Raw genomic sequence first — 22,690 nt, forward strand, 5'->3', positions numbered from 1 at the left:
AGCTCTCATTGATAAAGCCACCTGATAGACATGAGGTGAGCTTGACATTGTTTACTAGGTAAATGCAGGCTTAGAATATTCTATTTTTTCTTTGCAAGAAGTGATAAAAGCGGACTGGGTTAAGATAAGGGCATGATAATGTAGTATTTATACTACATTATCATGCCCTTTCCAATTTATTTTAGAAAACTTGGAAACTACAACTCATGAAACCCCATTTGATTGTGCCGGTGGGTACCCAAGTGGTCAGCCGGGTCGATGTTAATACTGAGTCCGGTGTCTGTTTAGCAGGAGCTGTAGGCAAGATTGTTAGAACACCCACCGATAACTCCCATTCCTATGAGATTGAACTGCCCGATGGCCGCTGTTTACATTTACAGCGGCACCAGTTTAGCCTGCGCAAACAGTATCAAATCCAAGGGCTTCCCGACTTTTTAGCAGACTACAACTTGCAAGATTACGTGATTTATCGCTGTGTTGTCGGTTCGCGGGCCTATGGCTTGGATGATCAGTATTCAGATTGCGATCGCAGGGGCATTTACCTCCCCCCAGCCCCCTTGCATTGGTCCCTGTATGGCATTCCCGAACAAATTGAAGATAAACCCGCTCAAGAATGCTATTGGGAGCTGCAGAAGTTTATTGTTTTGGCCCTCAAAGCCAATCCCAATGTGCTGGAATGTCTCTATTCCCCCCTAATTGAAACAGCCACACCCCTAGCGCAAACGCTCCTGGACCAGCGGACGATGTTTTTATCCCGGTTGGTTTATCAAACCTACAATGGCTATGCCCTCTCCCAGTTCAAAAAAATGGAGCAGGACTTGCGGACCAAAGGCCACATCCGTTGGAAACATGCCATGCATCTGATTCGGCTGCTGTTGTCTGGGATTACCGTCCTCAAGGAAGGGTTTGTCCCCGTGGATATGAGTGACTATCGCGAAAAACTGTTGGGGATAAAATACGAGCACTGGACTTGGTCCCAGGTGGATCAGTGGCGGCTACAGCTCCATCGGGAGTTTGAGCAAGCCTTTGCCCAAACCCAGCTACCAGAACGCCCCAATTATGAACAAGCCAACGCTTTTTTGATCGAAGCACGACAAAGCATGGTGCAAGACAAGGAGATCCAGTCATGGCAAATTCAATGATGGTAATTGCCCCCTATCGGTATGAAGAAATGTGGGTATTTGACGATCCGCAAGCGGGCTTGGTTCAAGAACCCTTTGTCAGCGGTATTCCCCAAATGATCGATCGCTTAGTGATCGATATTCCAGAAGCTGACCAGGGATTTAAGCTGATTTTTGCTCAAACCCCTTTTCCGGGGTATCAGGCTCAGCTAGAGTGGCTGCGGCCAGAATTTGGTGGCCATTGGTATCGCTGGTCGGCAGAGAAGATGGATGGATGGCTCTGTCCAGCCCTGTTCAAATACTTTGCAGATGCACCGCCCCAGCTGTTTTGCCAAGCCGAGGCCAAATCCCATGATCTTTGATTTACCGCCTCAGCTTAAAGATGTCGTGGCACAACAGCCTTATCCCCTGCTGTTTGCCACCATTAGCGGTGCCCATTTGTATGGGTTTCCCTCTGCTGATTCAGACTATGACTTGCGAGGCGTTCATATCTTGCCCCTGAAGGAAGTGATGGGTCTACAGACAGGACCCGACACACGAGAAATCTCTGCCGATCAGGAGGGTATCGAGCTGGATCTGGTGACTCACGATGTCAAGAAATTTATGGGGTTGCTGCTAAAGCGAAATGGCTATGTGCTGGAGCAGCTCTACTCTCCACTGATTGTAGCGTCGTCTCCTGAGCATGATGCATTGAAAGAGATCGCAACCCGATGCATCACTCGGCACCATAGTCATCACTACCTGGGATTTGCCCAGACCCAATGGCGACTCTTTACCAAAGAATCCCCAGCCCGAGTCAAGCCCCTGCTCTATGTCTTTCGGGTGCTACTAACAGGAATTCATCTGATGCAAACGGGCGAAATTGAAGCCAATCTCAGGCATTTGAACGAGAAATTTCAATTGCCTTATATTCCCGATTTAATCGCCCAAAAATCATTTGGTCCAGAACAAGCCGTGATTAAAGAGACTGATCAGGGGTTCTACCACCAAGAATATAGTCGTCTTTTACAGTGCCTAGAAAATGCTAGCCAGTCCAGCATCCTCCCAGACAGCCCCTCTGCTGCAGCTGACCTCCATGATCTGTTGGTCAACATTCGGCTGGCTGCTTGTTGAGGTGGGTTTTAACACAGTTAATTAGCTCTGGCGTCGAGAACCCTTTATTCAAATAATCGTTGGCCCCTAAGCGTTCTGCCTCTTTTCCCCATTCTTCAGAGAGTCGAGACGACACGACCAAAATCGGCATTTCCATATCGGACTGCCGACAGCGGTCAATTAACGTGAACCCATCCATATTGGGCATTTCTACGTCGGTAATCATCATATCTGGCACGCCGTTGGCCTGCAGCCATTGCCAGGCCTCTAGGCCATCGCTGCAGGTAAAGGTCGCAAATCCGTAGGTATTCAGGCTGCTCTCCAACCGCCGACGCATCAGGGCAGCATCATCCACCACCAAAATGGTTTGGACGTCCTGAGCCACTGGGGTACTGGGTTGTTCCTGAACTTTGCTGGTTTGGGGCTGTTGTTGAGCCAAAGACCGAGCAAGTTCCAGGGGATCTAAAATACTCAGCAACTGACCATCGGCTTGTAAACTTACCCCCATGAGGGCTGGTGGACTGATGAGGGGATGGGGCAGAGGTTGAATGAGAAGTTCTTCTTGGCCCAACAAATCATCCGCAATTAACCAAACATCACTGTTGTCTAGCAGGGAGATGCGAACACAAATAGCCGTGTCCGACACTTGGGTTGATTCATGCCAAAATGCTGCCAACCCATAGCCCGGTGCAGAGCCTTCCTTCAGGGAGAGCTGCCAGGTTAGATCACTGTCTTTTGGCGGCTGCAGTTGGTTCGCACTCGCCAAGAGGGTTTCCCGAATGTCATCTGTGGGTACCGCCACCGTCCGTTCCCCGACTTTGAGTAGGACACAAGGGACTAATAGCTGCGGAGCAGGAATTTCAATAATAAAAGTGGTGCCTTGTCCCAACTGGGTATCTAGCAGTAACCGGCCACCAATATTGGTAATTTGATTGGCAACCACATCCATGCCGACGCCTCGACCCGAGACTTCGCTAACGGAGCTGCGGGAGCTGAAACCGGGCTGGCAGAGCACAGCAATAATGTCGGCGGGCGTGTTGGTTTGGGTTAGGGGAAAGCCCCGCTCTTGGGCAATCTGACTAACTTTCTGACCATCAATCCCTTGACCATCGTCTTGCAGCAATAGCCGATATAAATTTCCTCGCCGCTCTAGGGTCATTTGAATGGTGGCCTGCACTGGCTTGCCGCGCTCTAGTCGCTCATCCATCGTCTCGATGCCATGGTCATAGGCATTGCGGAGTAAGTGGAGCAAGGCCGGTTCGAGTTGTTGGACGACCCCTGCATCCAGTTCGACTTGCTCACCTTTAATGTCTAAACGGGCGGGCTTATCGTAGCGATTGGTCAAGTCTCGCAGGATGGCTCGGGCCCGGAGGGTGAGATTACTAAAGGGAACCAGGCGACTGGTTTCAATACCATCTTTGAGCTGAGTAATGTTGCGACTGAGCTGCCCCAAATTGCTGACGGTGTGTTGAGTAGTGCCTTCTAGCTCTGCCCCTAGCTCTGCCATCCGCAAGATATTTTCTAAGAGGCGATTAATGGTGGTGTAACCCTGGCGGTAACGTTCCATCGAGACGCCACTGTCAGAATCTTGCACGTCACTGATATCGCGCAACAAAGCATAGTCATCCTGGAGTTGTCGGAGTCTAGAAATATATTCTGCGCTTTCTTGAGTAAGGGCCGTCAGTTGGGACAGTTGGGATTGGAGGGTTGAAGACTCATTAAAGGTTGACCGTGCCGTCAGCAGGGTCTCGACCACTTGTTGAGAGGATTGATTGAGTCGGCTTAAAGGAACCGGAATTTTGATTTCCCGCTTTGTGGGAGCCGGAGCTGCAGGAGCCGTAGATGGCTTAGCGCTAGGGAATAGGCCAGGCTGGGAGGATGACTCAACAGAGTCCGCTACAGCGGCGGGCAGATCTGGCAGATCGCCGGTGCCTAAATCTAGGTCGATGAGGTCATCGAAGTCCATGTCATCGGCTTCTGCCAAAAACTCATCGGACAAATCAGCCATATCATCTAGATCGGCCATGTCATCCAGATCGGCTGCCTCAGATTGATCTTCAGCAATGGCACCAGAGAGGACAGATTCAGCAGGGGTCATTGCTGCCAGATCCAAGTCCATCTCATCGAAACTTAGATCAATATCCCCATCCAAGTCATCAAAGCTGAGATCTGCATCGAGATCGATATCTACATCTAGGTCATCAAAGCTAGTGTCAACCGCCCCTGGAGATACTGCTTCAGCTTCCTGAGCGGGGGAGGGGACTTGAATCGGTTCTTCTGGCAGTGATGTGATTAGCGTGTCGAACCGCTCTTGTTGGTCAGGGGTTAACTGACCACTTTGCTTAGCACAGTGCTTGAGTAAATCAAAGTACACCGGCCATTGCTGACGCCATACATCAGTCAATGGAAACTGCTGGAGCTGAGAGGCACTCTCTATCAGCTTGGACCAATCCTCTGCCAATTGGAGATCCTGACCAATTTGTTGGAGCTGGCTCAACATTTGCTGGGCCTTGGTCAAGGCTGGGGAGGAAACCTGGGGGGTATTCAGCTGATTGACAGCCATTTCTAGTTCTAAAATGACTAGATCGAAACCTTGTTCTGCAAATTCCTGATGAACTTGGGTCAACTCATCCCAGTTGGGCAGATAGTTCAGCTGAATCTGCTCATGCAGGGTTTTGATGCGGTCAACCGTCGGAGTGACTGCAGTTTGGGCTTCGGGGCCCGATAGCTGCAAACAACTCCCCAGAAGTTCACCTGCTTCTAGGAGCATGCGATGCAAGACCCCATCTTCTAGGGGAGGTGCTTCTTCTAAATAACGCAAATCAGAGAGCAGGTCCTCTAGGACCATGGCAGCATGGAGAACCGCATCGGCCCCTACCGTGACCGCACTCCCTTTAATCGTGTGGATAGCCCGATAGATATTCTGGATATCTGCAACCCAGGAGGCTGGATTGAGGGATTGAGAGAGCTGAAAATAGGACCGCAGATGCTCTTGACTGTCAATCTCGAACATGGCCTGCAGTTCTTTCTGCAGCTCAGCTTCAGGATCGCTGATTGCAGGATTGACGGGGGACGAATAGGAGAAGTCGGGGTCAGTCATCATCTCGGTAGGACGAAAAAGGTCGGTTTTATGGAGCGGTGGTTCGGTGAATCCAGTCCCCCTGTTAAGACTCAGCCGCAACGGCTAAGGGAATATTGGCTGATTTCAGGTCAGGATCAGATAGACTATCTTCGGCCATCGTCTTGAGCTGGAAGAATTCCACCATATTGGCGAGGTTATGGGCTAACTCTCCCATGGAAGCCGCCTGCTCTTGGGTAATGTTGGCTTGGGAGGCTGAATCTTCCGCTTCGCGGGCAATGGTTTGAGTGGCGATGAGTGTACTTTGCACCGCCTCAAAAATGTCGTCATTGGCTTGGCGGACCTCCTGTCCTGCTAAGGCGACTTGGTCAGTAGCAGCCTGCATATTGGTAAAGGCTTGTCGGGATTTACCCACCTCATCCGTAAACTTATTCACGAGCTGGTTGATATCGCCCACATCCTGAGTAAGACCTGATGTTACGGTCTGAATTTGATCCGTTCGTTGCTGGAGCTGAGCTAGGGTCTGGTTGGTTTCAGCGGCCAAGTCATTGACTTGGCGAGAGATGGTGTCAAATTCTTTGGCAATACTGGCAAATTGGGTGGGGTCTTTTTCTTTTAAGGCCCGAGTGGAAAGCATAGAAGCATTCAAGGCCAAAACGCGAGTCAGAGAGGCGACACGTTTTTGATCTTTAGAGAACTGGGCGGCCAGATCCACAAATTCATTCAAGAGCTGGGTTCGTTTCACGATCTGTTCGGTGCCCTCTTCCAGGGTGGAAATTCCCTGCACCATCGCGTTCATTTCCTGCTGACCGGTTTCAACGGCGGCTTTGGCTAGGTCCAGGGCGTTCTCGGTGGTGGTGGCTTGCTCCCGAGAATTGGTCGTTAGGGTGTTGACGTTTTCCATGAGCGATCGCACATCCGTAACGGACTGTGTTTGGCTTTGGGCCCGCTCATTGGTCTCAACTGCTAAGGTTTCTAGCTGTTCCGTATTATTCGAAATTTCGCTAGCAGTGGTAGAAACCACCAACATAATCCGGTGCAAAGATTCAATTAGACGATTGAGGGTATCTGAGATCAGACCAGTGGCGCGGTCGTTGACCTGAGCTTCAATGGTCAAGTCTCCATATTCAATGGCTGAAACCACATCCAAAATATGACCCACATCTTCTTGGAACAGCTCGCTCTCCGCTAAAATGGCTTGTTCTTGGGTAGACCGTTGTTCCAGCTGAGCTTCTAATTGCTGGTTCACCATTTGTAGATCCACTTTTGATGATTCCAAAGCAGCTTGAGATCGCTTCCGTTCTCGGATATACCCCTGAACCGCTAGAAAGACGATGTACCAAGTCAGTGCCGACACGGCCAAACTAACGAGCGCAAAGGACAAAGACCAAGTCAATCGTTGCCGATAAATACCCAACTGGGTCTGCACGTTGTTCTTAACCGTTTGCAACGTCCCCTGAATCCCATCGTTGTAGATTTTTTTCTGAGCTTCATACTCAGGACCCAGGAGTAACTTTAGGGCTTCGGGGGCTTTTTGCTGACGGACTAACGCAAAGGCCTGTGTTTCGAAGTCCACTAACTTTTTGTTGGCTTCATCTGTTTGCCCAGGGTTCGATTGCTCGGCAACGGGGACCTGATCCAATAGGCTGCCAATGGCGATATCTAGCTGGGGTACATATTCGTTGTATCGATCTTCCCATCGCGTATTGCCGGTACTTGCTCCCATCCGTGCCGACATGGTCAGCACTTCGTCCAAATGCACAATGGAGCCACTCAACTCTTGCAGTTCAAACTCTTTAGCAATTGTTGTTTCTAGCCCCTGATTAATCCGCCAGATATTCCAAGCAGAGGTACCTGTGAGGGCCAAACTGACTAAAACAGATGCTGAAATGGTACCAACTAAGTAATTCTGTAAGCGCTGTTGCACGCGCTGAAGCCAAGAGCCCTGATCATTTTCCTCTATGGAAACCGCTGAAGATTCAACCTGCTCGATAGGAGCATCTTCAGATAGGGGAGAAAGGGATGGGCCAGTCATCATCATGTGTACCTAGTGTCAGTGGACCAAATAATTGGGAATGGATGTCGGGAATCTAAACTGCAAGTGCTGACTCGGATGAGGTGGATTCTTCAGGTTCTTCAGCAGAAATAGAGTCTTCGGATTGTTCAGCAAGAATAGAGTCTTCGGATACGGAATCTGACGTTAACTCCTCAGATTCTCCTGCAGGAATGAACGATTCGGATGACTCAGGAAGTAGAGTTTCCTCAGATTCCTCAGCAAGCGTGAATTCGTCGAATTGCCCCATAGGAACAGATTCTTCAGATTCCAATCCAGGAGTGAATTCTTCAGAGTCTATAGCAGGAAATAGTGCCTCGGATTCTGCAGCAGGAGTGAACGCTTCAACCTCCGCAACAGGAGTGAGTTCTTCAGTTTGCCCAACAGGAACAGATTCTTCGGATTCTTCAGTAGAAACAGATTCTTCGAATTGTTCAGCCGTCGTGAATTCCTCGGATTCCAATGCAGAAGTTAACTCTTCGAATTGGGCCTCAGAAGTGAATGCTTCCGATTCCGCGATCGGACTTAATTCTTCAAATGGTTCATCAGCCGTGAATTCTTCTGATTCCGCAATCGGTCTTAATTCTTCGGATGGTTCATCGGCCGTAAATTCCTCAGGTTGCGGAGAGGGAGACGTTTGTAGAATGGTGAAATCTTCCTCTTCTGGCAGAGTGAAGACTTGAACTTTCCCTAACAAGTCATCGGAAAGCAGGTTCATGGCATCTGCTAACTGTTGCGCATCATCCGACTGGCTCGCAATTTGAGTCGAGAGTTGGGCAATCGCCTCCATGGTCATTGCCGTTTGTTCCGAGGTCTGAACAATATCTTCACTGGTCTTGGCCACTGTTTCACCGGACTCTACCGCTTGCCCCGTCACCTCCTGCACCTCTTGGAACACAGATTGGGTATGTCGAACCCCTTGGGTAAAGTCATCCACCACGCCGCCTAGACGTTGCACATCGGCATCCACATCGGCCACAACACGGTGAATTTGGGCGCTTCGTTGTTCTAGAGAACCGAGTCCGTCGTTAGTTTTTTGAGCGAGTTGGCTCACCTGGTTGGCGATGGATTCAAATTCTTGAGCCACTTGAGCAAACCTCTTAGGATCGGATTGTTCCGAGGCTCTTGCTGCCACCAACGCTGCATTCAAAGCCAACATCTGAGTTTGTTCAGCAATGTCTCCTTGGTCCTGCACAAATTGATCGGTCAAACCCACGAATTCCCCTAGGGTTTTCATCTGCTGCACGATGCGATCGCTACCCTGTTGCAGTACATCAATTTCTTCACCCAAAGAGCCAATCTCAACTTGACCTTGAGCCACAGCAGTATTGAGGGTCACCAAAGACCGATTGGTCGTCGCCAATTGCTGAGCAGCGTTGGTGGCAAAGGAGCGAACGTCATTGATCAAGCCCAATACCTGCATCACTTCTTGGGATTGCTGATCAGTGTTCCGGGCCACAACCTCGGAAATATCTTTTTGGCGGGTACTGCTAGCCGAAACTTGGCGGGACGTTGCCGAAACCTGGGTGAGAATACTGCCGAGCTCTTCAATTAAGCGGTTGAGGGTATCTGCAATTAAGCCGGTGGCTCGATCATTCACCGTTGCTTGGATAGTAAAGTCTCCCTCTTCGACGTTGGCAACCACATCCAGTAGCTCAATAATGTCTCCTTGCAATTGGTCATTATCCTGGCGGGCCTCTTCTTCCTGCTGCTTCCGAGAATCGATCTCTTCCTGGAGTTGGCTATTCAAAACCAATTGATCGAGCTGGGATTGATTAATCTTGTCCTGGGAGTCTTGTTTATCTCGGACGTAGTCACGGACGGCAACTAAAACCAAAATCCAGCCTGCCAACAGGATGGGGAAAGCCACCAAGCCGGCAAAACCAATGGAATTTTTGAGTTGGTTTTGAGAAGTCTCTAGCTGTTGGTCAATAAAGATCTCAATGCGTTTCGTGACCTGTCGATTGCCTTCTGTATATTGGGCTTTAAGGAGTTCGTATTCTTCCCCTGCCAGTAGTTTTTGTGCATCTTCCGCCTTGTTAGCCTTGACCAGTCCAAACGCCTGCTCTTCCAGTTCAATCAGCCGTTTGTTGGCTGCATCCGTTTTACTCGCATCGGCCCGGATGTCCTCAGTAACATTGTCAAAGGTTTGAGCGATGGCTTGATCCAATAAAGGAACATGTTGCTCGTAGCGTTGTAGCCATACCAAATCCCCCGTGCTAGCGGCCATGCGCGCCGACATGGTGAGCACTTCATCGAAATAGGTAATTTCCCCAGTATGCTTTTGCAGCTTAAGTTCGCGTTCAGCAATCTGTTCTAGGTTGCGTGAACTATTCCAGATACTAACCCCACAGCCTGCTGTCACTAATAGGCTAGTGGCAACAGATATGGAAAGGGTTGCCACTAAGTTCTTTCTAACAAACTGTTTAGCGTGGTGTAAGGGAGAGTAATACTGGATCGAGAAGGCTTGATCCGAGATGCTGGGCTGAAGTTGATCAGAGTTCATAAGCGCAAACTGATTACAGTACGTGAAAGGCCATCAAATAAGACAGCACAATCTGTCTTTTGGGTGTATCGGGAATCCACATTAGAAAAATTTTGGGCTAAGAAACGCCCCCTAACCTTGAGGATGCCACAAGTCTGAGGGAAACCAACCAGACTGGAATAGAACCTTGGAGTCCGTGTCTGGAGGGTGGAGCGCTTGCGTGGTTAGAACGGTTGGAGGGAGTTCTTCTTTGCTGGCACTGCCGAGGGCCTTATCAACAATAATTCCCATATTGGCTAACCTTTCTGCTTCATGACTTAACTGAAGTACGGTGACGGTTTCGCGCAGGGTGTTTTCTGTTGTCTGCAACACTTGATGAGCTGAGGTCAAGGGAATAATTTGACTGTTGTGATGAGTAACGCCGACCAATGGAGATTGATAAAAAGGCAGATCTAGAATTCTAGATCTTTGAACTCTAAAAATTTCAGCGACCCAACGGGCGGGGAAAACCAACACCCATGAACCAACCTGAGTGAGGATGTACCTCTCTTTAATGGAAGTCGAAGAGTAGACGATGGGTTCGGTTGTTGCGGTAGCTGACATCTATACCTCCATTACGAACTAACGCGCTGTAAGATTTCTTCAATCGTTTCGTTGGTGACAGGCTTGGTGAGATAATCATTAGCCCCAGCCCGCTTAATGCCATAGTTCACTTCTAATGGCGTTTTCTTACTGGAACAGAACACCACATATTGGTCGGCAGTCGGGGGGTTAAGCCGGAGAGAACGAAGAAATTTGTAGCCGTCCTGTCCAGGCATGACAACGTCCAGAAAAACGAGGTTGTAGTTTCCCGTCTCAATTCGAGGTAGGGCATTCTCAGTGCCATCACATTCATCCACTTCATGGCCTAGATTTTGCAACATTGTGACCAATGCCAATCGATCTACAGAACTGTCATCAATGACTAATAAACGCATCTTCCTAACTCCAAAAAACTTGCTTAGTTAATAACTCGCTGGGTAAAGTGGTGTGTTCTTAAGCGCCCACGATCATAGATGGACCAAAGACTAATGCATAGATCAATTCCTGCAATTGCAGTTGGAACTGATTGATTTCTGTCGATGCCAAGGGTTTCGTCAAGAATTCGCAACCACTCCATTGGGCCCGCCATTTATTAGATAGCTTTTGTTCCCCCGTTAAAATGACCAGCGGAATTGCCGCTAAACTAGGCTGTTGCCGAATTTCCTTCACTAATTCGAAACCCGTAATTCCGGGCATATTGATATCAATAAAAACAATACCAGGCTTGACTTGAGCGATTTGTTGTAGGGCGATTTCAGCTTGTTGACAAACTTCAACCTGGTAACCAAGGGCTCCCACCAGACTGTGAAATTGCTTCAGCACTAAAGGTGAGTCATCGATAATCATCACCTTAGTGGATTGAGTCTGTGGCAAGGGCTTTAGGTGCAGCAACTCTGCCCGCACCCATTTGGCAAATAGTCTGGCAACTTCTAGGGGATCTTTCGCCAGACCAATGGCAATCTTATTGAGGGGGCGCTGGTGCTGAACCACTTTTTCAATCCACTGTCTTTGGGATTGAGGTAAGTTTGCGGCTTCCAGGACCTGAGGATCTAGCACAGGCAACATCTGCATCGAAGGGATAATAGGTCGTAACTGTTGCCATAAGACTTGGCGTTTCTGAGCTTCATCCAACAGCCCAGCCATCGAAAAACCAGGGACTGGAATAAGGTCTCGCAGTTGCGTACTGGGGATGAACGACGCTTCGCCAGCACCAAAGGTTAAAAACGCGTCGAAGTCATTGAGTATTTTCAATCGCAACGCTTGTTGAATCTGTTCTGGCGTAATCCCCAGCTGCAACATATGCTCATACATGGCATGGGCAGTAATCTTCTGCTCTTTGAGGGCAGACTGCCAACGGGCGACATGGGGCTTGAGAGAGTCCTGTCGAGTCTGCAAAATATAGCGTTTTGCAGTCTGTAGGAGTTCACGACTATTCCAAGGGCGATAGCCGGAGTAGCTAATGGTTCCTGCATCCGTAATGCCCAGATAGCCGAAGGTATTCTCTTTCCGATTCGCCAAGCGGGAAAACTGTATCTTCCAATGTCCGTCACTGTGAACAAGTGCGGGATCTAGTAATTTCGTTGGCAGTTCTTGGGACTGAAAAGAAAATTGCTGAGTTTGTTCTAAAGTCTGCATTTTAGTGGTTCTGCAACAAGATCATTGACAACCAAAAGATCTTGGATGAAATCACTCTTTAAGTTGAAATCAACCCTCAACTTAGAGAATGTTCTTCTGAGAATCTATTGCCTGTAGCTCATCCTTACAGCCCTAGTGTTCCCCAATTAACCCATATTTCTGGCAGGAAGAAATTCTCTGTTTCGAAATAGGACTCTTTTGGATTGTTGATGTGAGTCAATCCCCCTACTTCCCCCAGTTAGCGCTAGTCTATTGAAGTAATGACCTCATTAAGCTTTAGTGGCTGAATAATAGACTGATTTTGAAAGCTTTTCACCTTATGTACCCAGAAATAGCTCATAAGAGATGGAAAGAATCTAACCCAGCTTATTAGCCAAAATGATGGAACTTTTAGAGAAATTCCTAGCATTTAGAGACTTTTCACGCATTCCTTAAAGGTTATTCTCCTCCATTGGGTATCATTCTGGCAATCACAGGAGACTTCTAATATCCGTAAGCCGCTTTCTGGCAAGGGTTTTAAGGCTTGTTGCAAGTGTGCCCAAGACTCAATCCGTTCCCACGCAACCTGATAAGTTGCTGCTAGATGCTCAAAATCTATCTGTTGGGGGGTACGGAAAAATTGCTCAAATGGGGGTTCAAATGCTGAGATCGGTAGCATTTGAAAAATACCCCCGCCACCGTTGTTAACAAGAATAATCGTCAAATGGCCTTGCCAGTGGTTTCGCAACAAAAAGCCGTTGGTGTCATGGAGCAACGCTAAATCCCCTGTCAACAGGACACTACTTTTTTGACGATGGGACATCCCTAGAGCTGTAGATAAGGTGCCATCAATACCGTTGGCCCCCCGATTGAAGTAGGGCTGCATATGCAGGGACCCCGGCTGCCAAAAAGATTCCATGTCTCGAACTGGCATACTATTGGCAATAAATAATGGGGTGTTGGGGGGAAGGACTTGAGAGAGTAACCAGGCGATTTTACTTTCTGTCAGCTCTGCTTGTGTCTGCATGGTTTGATTGATCAGCGTTCGTACAGATTGATCGACGCTTAACCAAGATTTTGCATATTCCGTGGGCTGCTGGAAGTTTTCTTTCTTGAATGCTGGGATAGATGCGATTAACCCTTCCACAGAAACGCGCACAGGAATAGAGAGACCATGCAGTGGATCCACATTGTGATCAGTGGCGTCTATGCTCCAGGTTTGGGAACGACCCTGGGTAAGCCATGTCCTCAAGACTTTACTAGTCGGTAATTCTCCGATGCAAATCACTTGTTGCGGTCGGAACTGATTGGCAACGGTCTGGTTGCGCAATAACAAGTCATAGGTTGAAATGAGCAAAGAATTACAGTCTGCCCAATTGCGCAGGGGGGATAGACCTTCCGCTAACACAGGCCAACCTAGTGTTTGAGCGAGTTGGGCGATTGCTACACAGTATTGTTCTGGATCGTTGGGTTGGGCTGGCCCTGCAATGATAATGCCGCGATCGCAGCTGAGCCATTTGTGCAAATAGGTGTTGATGGTCTGAAGATTGAGCGAAGTCTGAATAGAGGGCAAGGGGTGGGCAGCAGAAAAAAATTGATCAACGTCAAAGTTTTCAGATAGACTTTCCGTCTCAGGGTCAGAGATCGGGGCCAGCGGATCCCGAAAAGGAACATTTAGATGAACAGGACCGGGGACGGGCCACTGTGATTGCTCCCAGGCATAAAGGCAAGTTTGTCGTAAATAGGCCAGCAGGTCAGGATTTGAGCTGGGTAACGCTAACTCGACTTGCCACCGCGGGTACTGGCCGTAGAGCTTGACTTGATCAATGGCTTGCCCGGCATGACAGTGGCGTAATTCTGGGGGTCGATCCGCCGTGAGCAGCAGTAACGGCACCCGGCTAGCTTCTGCTTCAATCACGGCTGGATAGAAATTGGCCCCGGCGGTCCCAGAGGTGCACACTAATACGACAGGTAAGCCTGAACGACGGGCAATCCCTAATCCAAAAAAAGCTGCTGAACGTTCATCTAGTACTGGAATGGCTTCAATTTTAGGATGTTGGGCAAAGGCAATGGCTAAAGGCCCTGACCGTGACCCAGGACAAATGATGGCAGTCGTTAACCCCAATCGACTGAGGGTTTCCGCGATAATCGATGACCACAACATATTGACATTGCGAAAATCTAGGGTCATCGTCCTCGCGTCACAAACGTTTGATTTAAATGGAAGGGGCTGTTGGGTTGGCGGGAAGGAATGGACGGTAGCCGCTTTTTCTCCCGAGCACAGGGTATCTCCTTACAACAGTGCATCGAGTAGAGTATGGAGTTTGAGCTGAATTTCGGCCAGTTCTCGTTGGGGGTCAGAGCCAGCTACAATTCCTGCCCCGGCATAGAGCCGGGCTTGGGAGCCGTTTATCAACGCTGAACGAATGCCTACTGTAAATTCACCATTCCCTTGATAATCAATCCACCCTAAAGGTGCTGCATATAGATGGCGTTCAAAGGTTTCTTGGTGGTGAATTTGCTGTTGAGCGACTTCTCGTGGCATTCCTGCTACAGCAGGTGTTGGATGTAATGCTGCCAAAATTTCCAGTAGATGCAGATGTTGAGGGACTTCAGCAGTGATTAGGGTACGCAAATGTTGAATATTGGGGAGCTGGAGCAGATGAGGCAAAGAGGTGACTTGGGGGGTAATGCCCAATTCCCAGAGGCTATCACGAATAAAGTCTAGGACCACTCGATGTTCATGGCCATCTTTTTTACTGCTGAGGAGTTGATTCCCTAAGATCTGATCGTCTTCATGGGAAAGTCCCCGAGGCGCTGATCCGGCCAAAGCGTCCGTAACGAGGTGGTGATCATGTAATTCAATCAGTCGTTCAGGGCTAGCGCCAATAAAGCTCTGGCCTTGACCATTACTAACGGCAAAGACATAACATTCTGGATAGCGTTCCCGGAGTGTCCCCAAGGCATGGCATAAATCCAGTGGTTGAGGTGTTTTGACATCTAATGTGTGGGCTAAGACCAGCTTTTGCAGTTTGTTGGCCTTAATAAGGCCTAAGGTATCGGCTACCGCTGTTGTGAAAGCGTCTGCATTGGTTAATTGGGGATAGGTAAATTGGGAGGGTTGTGATCGCGGTGAAGGACAGCGACGAGGGGTTTGCAGTAGCTGCCAACGTTCCCAAATGCTCCGAGCCAAAGGTTCTAAAGCGGTTTCCGAATCAATAACAGCGTTAGCAACCAGTACTGCTTGGTCCTGAACACAAGCGACTTGCCAGCGGGGGAGGAAAACGGAAGCGGCAGGAAAAAACGCCTGTTCTTGATTCGTGCGATCAAAAAAGGTAAAACTGCAGAAAAAATGAGGTCCCGCAAAGGGAAGATGGAGGGCACCCGCGGAGACGGTATCCACCAAAGAAGTACAGATAAAGTGTTGGGCCTGGGTAAACCGTTGAGTACCATCGATTTGTAAATGGAGTAACGGTTCCGTTGCTGCGATCGCAGTTCGTTGCGACTGCTTTTCCCAATAAAAATGAGGATGGTCTGCCTGTTGCAGCAAGTCTAGGGCAGCCAATGGGTCTAACTTGGGTAGTTCCAAAGAAAGACTGACAACCTGGGCATGTTCCTTTTCAAGGGCGATTGTACGACAGGAAGCGAGAAACTCGTGGAGTGACTTGCGGTCCTGAAATAAATTGGCAGAAGAGGAAGTTACTGTCATGAAATCGAGGATAGCAAGGTGGGCCGCCGGGAGTGCAGATGACCTCCAATGTAAAGGACACAATCTGGCTGTAGCATTACCGCTACGTCCGGCCAGACTTCGTACCTAATATTCCATCTAACCATTGAAAGGGGCAACCCGTGCGGTTCACCGCCCCCTTGTTCACAAATGCTTAGAAAGTGCCAATCCTGTACCCTAAACTTAATGAAGGCCATTGCAATTTTTCTATGACCACCCAAACCCTCCCGACTCATAAGCTGTGGTTCGCTGCCCTAAAGCCCCCCATGTATAGTGTGGCCGTGATACCGATTTGGGTAGGATCTGCGATCGCATGGTCAGAACAACAGCAATTAAATATCCCCATCTTTTGGACGTTCCTCAGCGCCGCCATCTTAATTATTGCCTGGCTCAATCTCACGAACGATGTCTTTGATGCCGACACCGGAATTGACGTGAACAAGGCCCATTCCCTGGTGAATTTAACCGGCAATCAATCCCTGATTTTCTGGCTAGCGAATGGCTTTCTGGGCTTAGGCTGTCTAGGATTAGTTGCGATTGCCTGGTGGCAGCAAGATGTCACTGTATTGGCTCTAATCTTACTCAGCTGCTTCCTCGGCTACACCTACCAAGGCCCGCCGTTCCGCTTGGGATATCAAGGCTTAGGAGAACTGATTTGTTTTATTACCTTTGGCCCCCTTGCCGTTTTCGCAGCCTACTATAGCCAAACCCAGACCTGGTCAACTCGCCCTTTACCTGCCGCTATCATTATTGGCCTCACCACAAGCTTGATTCTGTTCTGCTCCCATTTCCACCAAATAGCAGATGATCTATCGGCAGGAAAGCGCTCCCCCATTGCTCGTCTAGGCACAGCTCGAGGCGCCCGATTATTGCCTTGGATCTGTGGGGGGATTTTTGGTCTGATTTTGATGTTTATGGTGTTCAAACTATTTGGCCATGGGGTTGTGTTGAGTTTCGTGAGTCTGCCCTTAGCCATCCATCTCTGTCGCCATGTTTGGCGCTATCACGATCAGCCTGACCTAGTTAAGGACTGTAAGTTTATCGCCGTAGGTCTACATTTTGTCAGTGGTCTTTTGTTAGGTATTGGTTTACTGGCTTAAACTATGCTGTTCTAGGCTTGAGGAACCTCGGCTTTGAGTCACCCGTTGTGATGAAGTAGAACTTATAAGAAGAGTACGGTTATGCCTCACCCTGCTTTAGCAAAAACCGAACATATTAATGCCATAAACTTGTTAGGGTAAAGTTACGCCAACCCTTCTATCTCAGGTGTTTTGACGCTTTCATCCTCAGATAAACAAAGAGCATGATCCTTCCTTGCCCCTAGACTGCGTGGTTGCCTGTTCTGGAAACCAACGGACTGACACCGATAGGTTGGTACCCAGTATTTGTTGTTTTGTCTTGCTTGACCCTAGGAGTAACGCCAATGCCTGCTGCGGATTACAAAGACTACTACCAAATTCTTGGGGTGAATAAATCTTCGAGTGAAGCAGAAATAAAACAGGTTTTTCGTAAACTGGCTCGAAAGTACCACCCGGATATGAATCCGGGAGATAAAGCTGCCGAGGCCAAATTCAAAGAAATCAGCGAAGCTTACGAAGTGCTGTCAGATTCAGATAAACGACGCAAATACGATCAGTATGGCCAATATTGGAATCAAGCCGGTGGACAGGCTGGAGGATTCGATGTTGACTTTGGACAATATGGCAGTTTTGACGACTTTATCAATGAGTTATTAGGGCGGTTTTCAGGTGGGTTTGGGGCAGGTAACTCATCGGCCAGTTCCAAAAACTATTCTTACCGTGGGGGTACATCCAGTACGCCAGGGTTTGGTGGGTTTCAAGACTTCGCAGGCTTCAACACCCCTAGTATTTCTGCAGATGCAGAAGCAGAATTAAAATTGACCTTTTCGGAAGCCTTAGAAGGCGTAGAAAAACGACTGACTATTGGCGGCACTGAGACCATCACCGTTCGGATACCGCCCGGTACAAAGCCCGGTAGCCGGATTCGAGTCAAAGGTAAAGGGCAAGTGAACCCCATTAATCAATCCAGAGGGGATCTTTACCTCAAAGTCAAACTAGACTCCCATCCTTTTTTCAAGTTTGACAAGGAGAATATTCTATGTACTCTACCCATTGCTCCAGATGAAGCTGTCTTGGGGGCCAAGGTTGATATTCCTACTCCGACCGGAACGGTCAGCATGAATATTCCTGCCGGTATCAAATCCGGACAATCCTTGCGTTTAAAAGGGAAGGGATGGCCGAGGGCTAAGGGGAGTGCCAGCGATCTAGTAGTCAAGATTCAAATCGTTCCCCCCCCTGATCTCAGTGCAGCCGAAAAAGACTTATATGAGAAACTTTCTAGCCTGCGGCAGTATGATCCCCGCTCAAATCTACCGGGAAAATCCCGTTAGTGAATAGAGAAATCTCTTGATTTCACCCATGCAACCCTCAACTTTCTGATAAAATATTACAAAAGTTAAGATTTGTAATTTACGACCTCATGAATCTATTAATTGTCGGTGCTACAGGAACACTTGGCAGGCAAATTGCCCGTCGAGCCTTAGATGAGGGACATGAGGTCACTTGTTTAGTACGCGCACCTCGTGCTGCCACTTTTCTTAGGGAATGGGGAGCCTCTCTGATTAAAGGAGATGTACGGAATCCAGAAACCCTCAGATTGGCTATGGAAGGCCATACTGCCGTCATTGACGCCTCAACGGTTCGAGCCACAGATTCCATCGGTATTCGAGAAGTAGATTGGGATGGCAAGGTTGCATTAATTCAGGCTGCCAAAGCAGCCGGTATCCAGCGATTTGTCTTTTTCTCTATTTTGGGGGCAGAGAACTATCCGAATGTGCCCTTGATGGATATTAAAAACTGCACCGAGCTGTTTCTTAAAGAATCTGGCCTCAACTACACGATCCTACGGCCCTGTGGTTTTTTCCAAGGTCTCATTGGGCAATATGCTATTCCCATCCTAGAAGACCAATCCGTTTGGGTGATGAATGAGGCGACCTCAACGGCCTACATGGATACTCAAGACATCGCTAAGTTTGCGGTGAATGCCCTCTCCCATCCTGAAACTGAAAACAAAACCTTTGATTTAGCTGGCCCTAAAGATTGGTCCCCTGAACAAATTGTGGCTCTTTGCGAGAATATTGCTAATCAGCCCGCCAAAGTCACACGGATGCCGATTGGCTTATTGCGGAGTGGGCAGAAAATAGCCCGTTTCTTCCAATGGAGCTGGAACATTGCCGATCGCTTAGCGTTTAGTGAAGTGGTTACGTCTCAGGCTCCAATTACCGTTCCGATGGCAGAGACCTGTAAGGTATTTGGAGTGGATGAATCTGAGATTGCTACTCTGGAAGCCTATATGCAAGAATATTTTGATCGTATTCTCAAGAAACTTAAGCAATTGGAATACGAAAAGAATCAAAAACAATCCCGCAAACGGAGCCCTTTCAAAACTCCCAGTTCCTAACGATAGGTTGAACCTTGAGCGTGCCGAAAGCTGGCATTATCTATAACGAACTCAAGCCGTTCGCGTGCCGAATTGCGACTGAACTCAAAGACAAGCTGCATGCTTGTGGTTGGCAAGTCTCTTTGGCTACAGGGGTGGGCGGCATTCTTGGATATTCTCGACCCGAGCATCCGATTTGTTTCTCAGCCATTGATGAGCTGGTGCCTAACGGATTTGATGAGGATATCAAATTTGCCATTGTCTTAGGTGGAGATGGCACTGTTTTGTCTGCCTCCAGACAACTGGCTCCCTGTAATGTGCCCATGCTGACGGTGAATACAGGACATATGGGGTTCTTGACGGAAACCTATGTCAATCAATTAGACGATGTTCTCGAGCTGTTGTTGCAAGGTCAGTTTTCCGTAGAAGAGCGCGCTACTCTGACGGTACAGGTAATTACGGACGGCAAAGTCCTCTGGGAAGCTCTGTCTCTCAATGAGATGTTGCTTCATAAAGAACCGCTAGCAGGGATGTGCCACTTTGAAATTGCCGTTGGCGAGCATGCAGTGGTTGATATTGCTTCGGATGGCCTGCTGGTATCTACCCCAACAGGCTCTACAGCTTATGCGTTAGCTGCTGGTGGCCCTGTGATTGCGCCCGGTGTGCCGGTGATGCAGCTGATCCCGATTTGTCCCCACTCCCTGGCGTCGCGAGCATTGGTATTTGCAGATACAGAACCGTTAGAGGTCGTTCCGGCAAACAAACAGCAGCTAGTGCTGGAAGTAGACGGAAACGCCGGATGCTACATAGCACCCGGCGATCGCGTTCGCGTAATTAAGTCGCCCTATTCAGCTCGTTTTATCCGATTGGGATCTCCAGAGTTTTTCAAAATCCTGCGGGAAAAACTGGGTTGGGGGCTACCCCACATTGCTAAGCCAACATCAGTAGAGCTGCCTTAGCTTTTCAAGGGTGCGCAGCTCCTAAGCTGATGCATATAAAGTCCAGGTGCATAGGCCTCAACGACCTCACCGGTCTTGGCATCAGTGATCATCAAATAATCGCATTCTATACACTGGGTGCGCATTAAATTATCAATATGGTGACGCTCTCCATGCTGGCTTCCACAGTTGGGGCAGCGAACTTTTTCTATGCGACTCATAATTAAATACCTTTGTTAAAGAGAGAAGTGAGTGACCCAGTGACAGAAGCTAAAAAAAAGATTAAAAAAATGTGTTTAAATCTTAAGCTTGTTGACAATTTCGAACCCTTGATCCCCTCTTTTATAGCATCGACTTCTTAAAGGTGACTGAGATTTTTCAATGAATTTTATATTTGATCCCCGTTGGCGAAAACCATTTCTCAGAGGGAATACTTCTGTAAACTATTGAGCTTGAAGGTTGGGGATCATACAAAAAAGACTTTTTTTACTTTGCTGACGGGATGATTAATTTTTTGTAAAAGCAGAATACCCGATCACAATTTCTGAGTTTGATAGATGCGTTAATAATATTCTCAAGAAAAATAATCTATCAAAATACTTTATTGTTGTTATAGAAAGATCAACTAACGTCATCTTTTTTAAGCAGGATGAAAATAATCATAGATTTTCTGAGCGAGCTGAGGGCCAATCGTAGGGACGGCTCTTAATTGCTCTGGGCTAGCTTCCCGGATATAGTCAACAGACCGAAAAGCGGCTAGTAGTTCTTTTTGGCGGTGGTGACCGAGCCCTGGAATATCATCTAGCCGCGAGCGCCGCATTCGCTCTAATCGCTTTTGTCGATGGAAGCTGATGGCAAATCGGTGGGCTTCATCTCGTAAGCGACGAATGAGCTGGACGCCAGGCTGTTCAGAGTCCGTCGGCAATGGCTGGCTTTCTCCAGGCTGAAAAATCTCTTCTCGTTGCTTGGCTAGGCTGATGATGTGTAGATCTTCAACGACTTCAATTTCTGCTAAAGATCCTAAGACTGCTGATAACTGCCCTTTGCCTCCATCAATAACCACTAGATCAGGCCAGTCAGAGGTGCCCTGTCGAGGCTGTTCCGGGGATTCATGATACTGGCGAAAACGTCGATGTAAGACTTCCGCTAGGCTGGCAAAATCATCTGAGTGCCCTGCCCTGATATCGGGATTGCGAATTTTGTAGCGTCGGTAATGTTGTTTAGCGGGTAGACCGTCGATAAAGACCACCTGAGAGGCGACGGCATCAGACCCTTGGATATGAGAGATGTCATAACATTCAATCCGATGGGGGAGGTCTGGAAGGTCTAAGAGATCGGCTAGGTCCTGGAGGGCATTGAGGGTGCGATCTCGACTCTTTTGGGTACGAGCTAACTCATATTGGGCATTGCGTTCGACCATTTCGATCAGTTCAGCTTTGATCTGCCGCTGGGGACAGGTGATGCTGACTTTGCGTTCCTTCCGCTGGCTGAGATAGCTCGCTAACAAGTCTGTTTCTGGCAACTCAGTTTGCACCAAAATCTCCAAGGGGAGTTCTACAGGGTCAGCGCTACCGTAATGGGCTTCTAGCACATGCTGCAAAATCATTCCCAGGGAGCCTGATTGGGCATCGGCCATAAACCCTAAACGGCCCACTAGGCGTCCGGACCGAATCTGAAAAAGCTGGACACAGGCAATTTGATCGTCGGCAGCGAGGGCGATGGCATCTCGCGATACAGTGTCATCGGGCAAGGCAACTTTTTGATCAACCCCCAACCCCTGTAAGCCCTTAATCTGATCCCGCAGCCGCGCTGCCAGCTCAAAATTTAGATCTTCAGCGGCCTGCTCCATTTGCGGAGACAAGGTGTTGATCAGCTCAGTCGTGCGCCCCTGAAAAATCATCACAACCTTTTGCAGAATTTGGCGATAGGCTTCTGGCGTAATTAAGGCTTGGCAAACACCAGGACAGCGACCAATTTCATAATTGAGACAGGGACGATCTTTGAACAGGGGCTTCCGCCGTTGTCGTAAGGGAAAAAGACGTTTGACCAACCGCAGGGTCTGACGAAGCTGCCACACATCAACATAGGGGCCATAGTATTTATCCTGTGCCTTTCCCAGCCTTCGTTTGCGGGTGATAAAGATGCGGGGATAGGTCTGGGACCAGGTCACACAGAGGTAAGGATATTTTTTGTCATCTTTAAGGAGAACATTAAAGTGAGGCTGATGTTGTTTGATCAGGTTGGCTTCTAGGGCCAAAGCCTCTGCTTCGGTATCCGTGACAATAAACTCAATATCCACCACCTGATGAACCATCAGTTCAATGCGAGGAGGATGGTCTTGGATTTGTCGAAAATAGGAGCGGACACGATTTCTCAGCTTTTTGGACTTGCCGATATACAAGATGTCATCATTGGCATCTCGCATAAAATACACCCCCGGCTCGGGGGGGATCTCTTTAAGTCTGGCTTCTAATCGATCACGATCTTTGAGCAGGGTGGTTGTCGAAACGGCATCGGTCACGGTTATGCGTCACTGTCCA

General features: G+C 48.5%; 17 protein-coding genes. 7 read left to right on the forward strand and 10 right to left on the reverse strand.

The features are described from left to right. The first annotated feature begins 206 nt into the window (after nucleotides 1-206). Genes I1H34_RS17815 through I1H34_RS17825 form a run of 3 tightly spaced genes read left to right on the forward strand, consistent with a single transcriptional unit; the run spans nucleotide 207 to nucleotide 2,234 of the window. Nucleotides 207-1,142, forward strand: a complete 936-nt coding sequence (locus I1H34_RS17815) for a nucleotidyltransferase domain-containing protein (protein ID WP_212662338.1) — start codon at nucleotides 207-209, stop codon at nucleotides 1,140-1,142. Continuing rightward, nucleotides 1,127-1,483, forward strand: coding sequence for a DUF6717 family protein (locus I1H34_RS17820; RefSeq protein WP_212662339.1), 357 nt, complete (start codon nucleotides 1,127-1,129; stop codon nucleotides 1,481-1,483). Before I1H34_RS17815 ends, I1H34_RS17820 begins: the two co-directional genes overlap by 16 nt. Beyond that, complete coding sequence (locus I1H34_RS17825) at nucleotides 1,473-2,234, forward strand: nucleotidyltransferase domain-containing protein (protein WP_212662340.1); 762 nt, start codon at nucleotides 1,473-1,475, stop codon at nucleotides 2,232-2,234. The genes I1H34_RS17820 and I1H34_RS17825 overlap by 11 nt, the downstream gene beginning before the upstream one ends. Here I1H34_RS17825 and I1H34_RS17830 read toward each other — a convergent pair. From I1H34_RS17830 to I1H34_RS17865, 8 genes are all read right to left on the reverse strand, one after another. Then, nucleotides 2,209-5,316: a response regulator gene (locus I1H34_RS17830; protein WP_249369362.1), complete on the reverse strand. Its 3,108-nt coding sequence runs from the start codon at nucleotides 5,314-5,316 to the stop codon at nucleotides 2,209-2,211. The genes I1H34_RS17825 and I1H34_RS17830 overlap by 26 nt on opposite strands. Nucleotides 5,317-5,377: 61 nt before the next feature. Further along, complete coding sequence (locus I1H34_RS17835; protein WP_249369363.1) at nucleotides 5,378-7,333, reverse strand: methyl-accepting chemotaxis protein; 1,956 nt, start codon at nucleotides 7,331-7,333, stop codon at nucleotides 5,378-5,380. A 49-nt stretch (nucleotides 7,334-7,382) separates the two neighbouring features. Then, the gene (locus I1H34_RS17840) at nucleotides 7,383-9,851 is read right to left on the reverse strand and encodes a methyl-accepting chemotaxis protein (RefSeq protein WP_212662341.1); all 2,469 of its coding nucleotides are present in this window, start codon (nucleotides 9,849-9,851) and stop codon (nucleotides 7,383-7,385) included. Nucleotides 9,852-9,962: 111 nt separating this feature from the next. Further along, a complete protein-coding gene (locus I1H34_RS17845; RefSeq protein WP_212662342.1) occupies nucleotides 9,963-10,433 on the reverse strand; it encodes a chemotaxis protein CheW in 471 nt (156 codons plus the stop codon). 11 nt (nucleotides 10,434-10,444) lie between these two features. Further along, complete coding sequence (locus I1H34_RS17850; RefSeq protein ID WP_212662343.1) at nucleotides 10,445-10,807, reverse strand: response regulator; 363 nt, start codon at nucleotides 10,805-10,807, stop codon at nucleotides 10,445-10,447. A gap of 58 nt (nucleotides 10,808-10,865) precedes the next feature. After that, nucleotides 10,866-12,047: a response regulator gene (locus tag I1H34_RS17855; protein WP_212662344.1), complete on the reverse strand. Its 1,182-nt coding sequence runs from the start codon at nucleotides 12,045-12,047 to the stop codon at nucleotides 10,866-10,868. 409 nt (nucleotides 12,048-12,456) lie between these two features. After that, the gene (gene menD, locus I1H34_RS17860; RefSeq protein ID WP_212662345.1) at nucleotides 12,457-14,217 is read right to left on the reverse strand and encodes a 2-succinyl-5-enolpyruvyl-6-hydroxy-3-cyclohexene-1-carboxylic-acid synthase; all 1,761 of its coding nucleotides are present in this window, start codon (nucleotides 14,215-14,217) and stop codon (nucleotides 12,457-12,459) included. A gap of 102 nt (nucleotides 14,218-14,319) precedes the next feature. Next, nucleotides 14,320-15,735, reverse strand: a complete 1,416-nt coding sequence (locus I1H34_RS17865; RefSeq protein WP_212662346.1) for an isochorismate synthase — start codon at nucleotides 15,733-15,735, stop codon at nucleotides 14,320-14,322. A gap of 227 nt (nucleotides 15,736-15,962) precedes the next feature. On the opposite strand from I1H34_RS17865, the gene menA reads away from it, so the two are divergent. The 4 genes from menA (at nucleotide 15,963) to I1H34_RS17885 (ending at nucleotide 20,171) form a co-directional block, all read left to right on the forward strand. Next, nucleotides 15,963-16,853, forward strand: a complete 891-nt coding sequence (gene menA / locus I1H34_RS17870) for a 2-carboxy-1,4-naphthoquinone phytyltransferase (RefSeq protein ID WP_212662347.1) — start codon at nucleotides 15,963-15,965, stop codon at nucleotides 16,851-16,853. Between the two features lie 323 nt (nucleotides 16,854-17,176). Further along, on the forward strand, nucleotides 17,177-18,163 hold the full coding sequence (locus I1H34_RS17875; protein WP_212662348.1) for a DnaJ C-terminal domain-containing protein: 987 nt from the start codon (nucleotides 17,177-17,179) through the stop codon (nucleotides 18,161-18,163). 89 nt (nucleotides 18,164-18,252) lie between these two features. After that, on the forward strand, nucleotides 18,253-19,233 hold the full coding sequence (locus I1H34_RS17880; protein WP_212662349.1) for an SDR family oxidoreductase: 981 nt from the start codon (nucleotides 18,253-18,255) through the stop codon (nucleotides 19,231-19,233). A gap of 20 nt (nucleotides 19,234-19,253) precedes the next feature. Further along, a complete protein-coding gene (locus I1H34_RS17885) occupies nucleotides 19,254-20,171 on the forward strand; it encodes an NAD(+) kinase (RefSeq protein WP_212666329.1) in 918 nt (305 codons plus the stop codon). Here the strand turns inward: I1H34_RS17885 and I1H34_RS32965 are convergent. Together I1H34_RS32965 and uvrC are read right to left on the reverse strand one after the other, a co-directional pair. Beyond that, nucleotides 20,168-20,371 (reverse strand): hypothetical protein, encoded by a 204-nt coding sequence (locus tag I1H34_RS32965; protein ID WP_235109184.1) that lies wholly within the window; start codon nucleotides 20,369-20,371, stop codon nucleotides 20,168-20,170. The two genes, I1H34_RS17885 and I1H34_RS32965, sit on opposite strands and share 4 nt — an antisense overlap. A 419-nt stretch (nucleotides 20,372-20,790) precedes the next feature. Continuing rightward, nucleotides 20,791-22,671, reverse strand: a complete 1,881-nt coding sequence (gene uvrC, locus I1H34_RS17890) for an excinuclease ABC subunit UvrC (RefSeq protein WP_212662350.1) — start codon at nucleotides 22,669-22,671, stop codon at nucleotides 20,791-20,793. Between the last annotated feature and the right edge of the window lie 19 nt (nucleotides 22,672-22,690).

The sequence above is a fragment of the Acaryochloris marina S15 genome (assembly GCF_018336915.1).
Lineage (GTDB): Bacteria > Cyanobacteriota > Cyanobacteriia > Thermosynechococcales > Thermosynechococcaceae > Acaryochloris > Acaryochloris marina_A.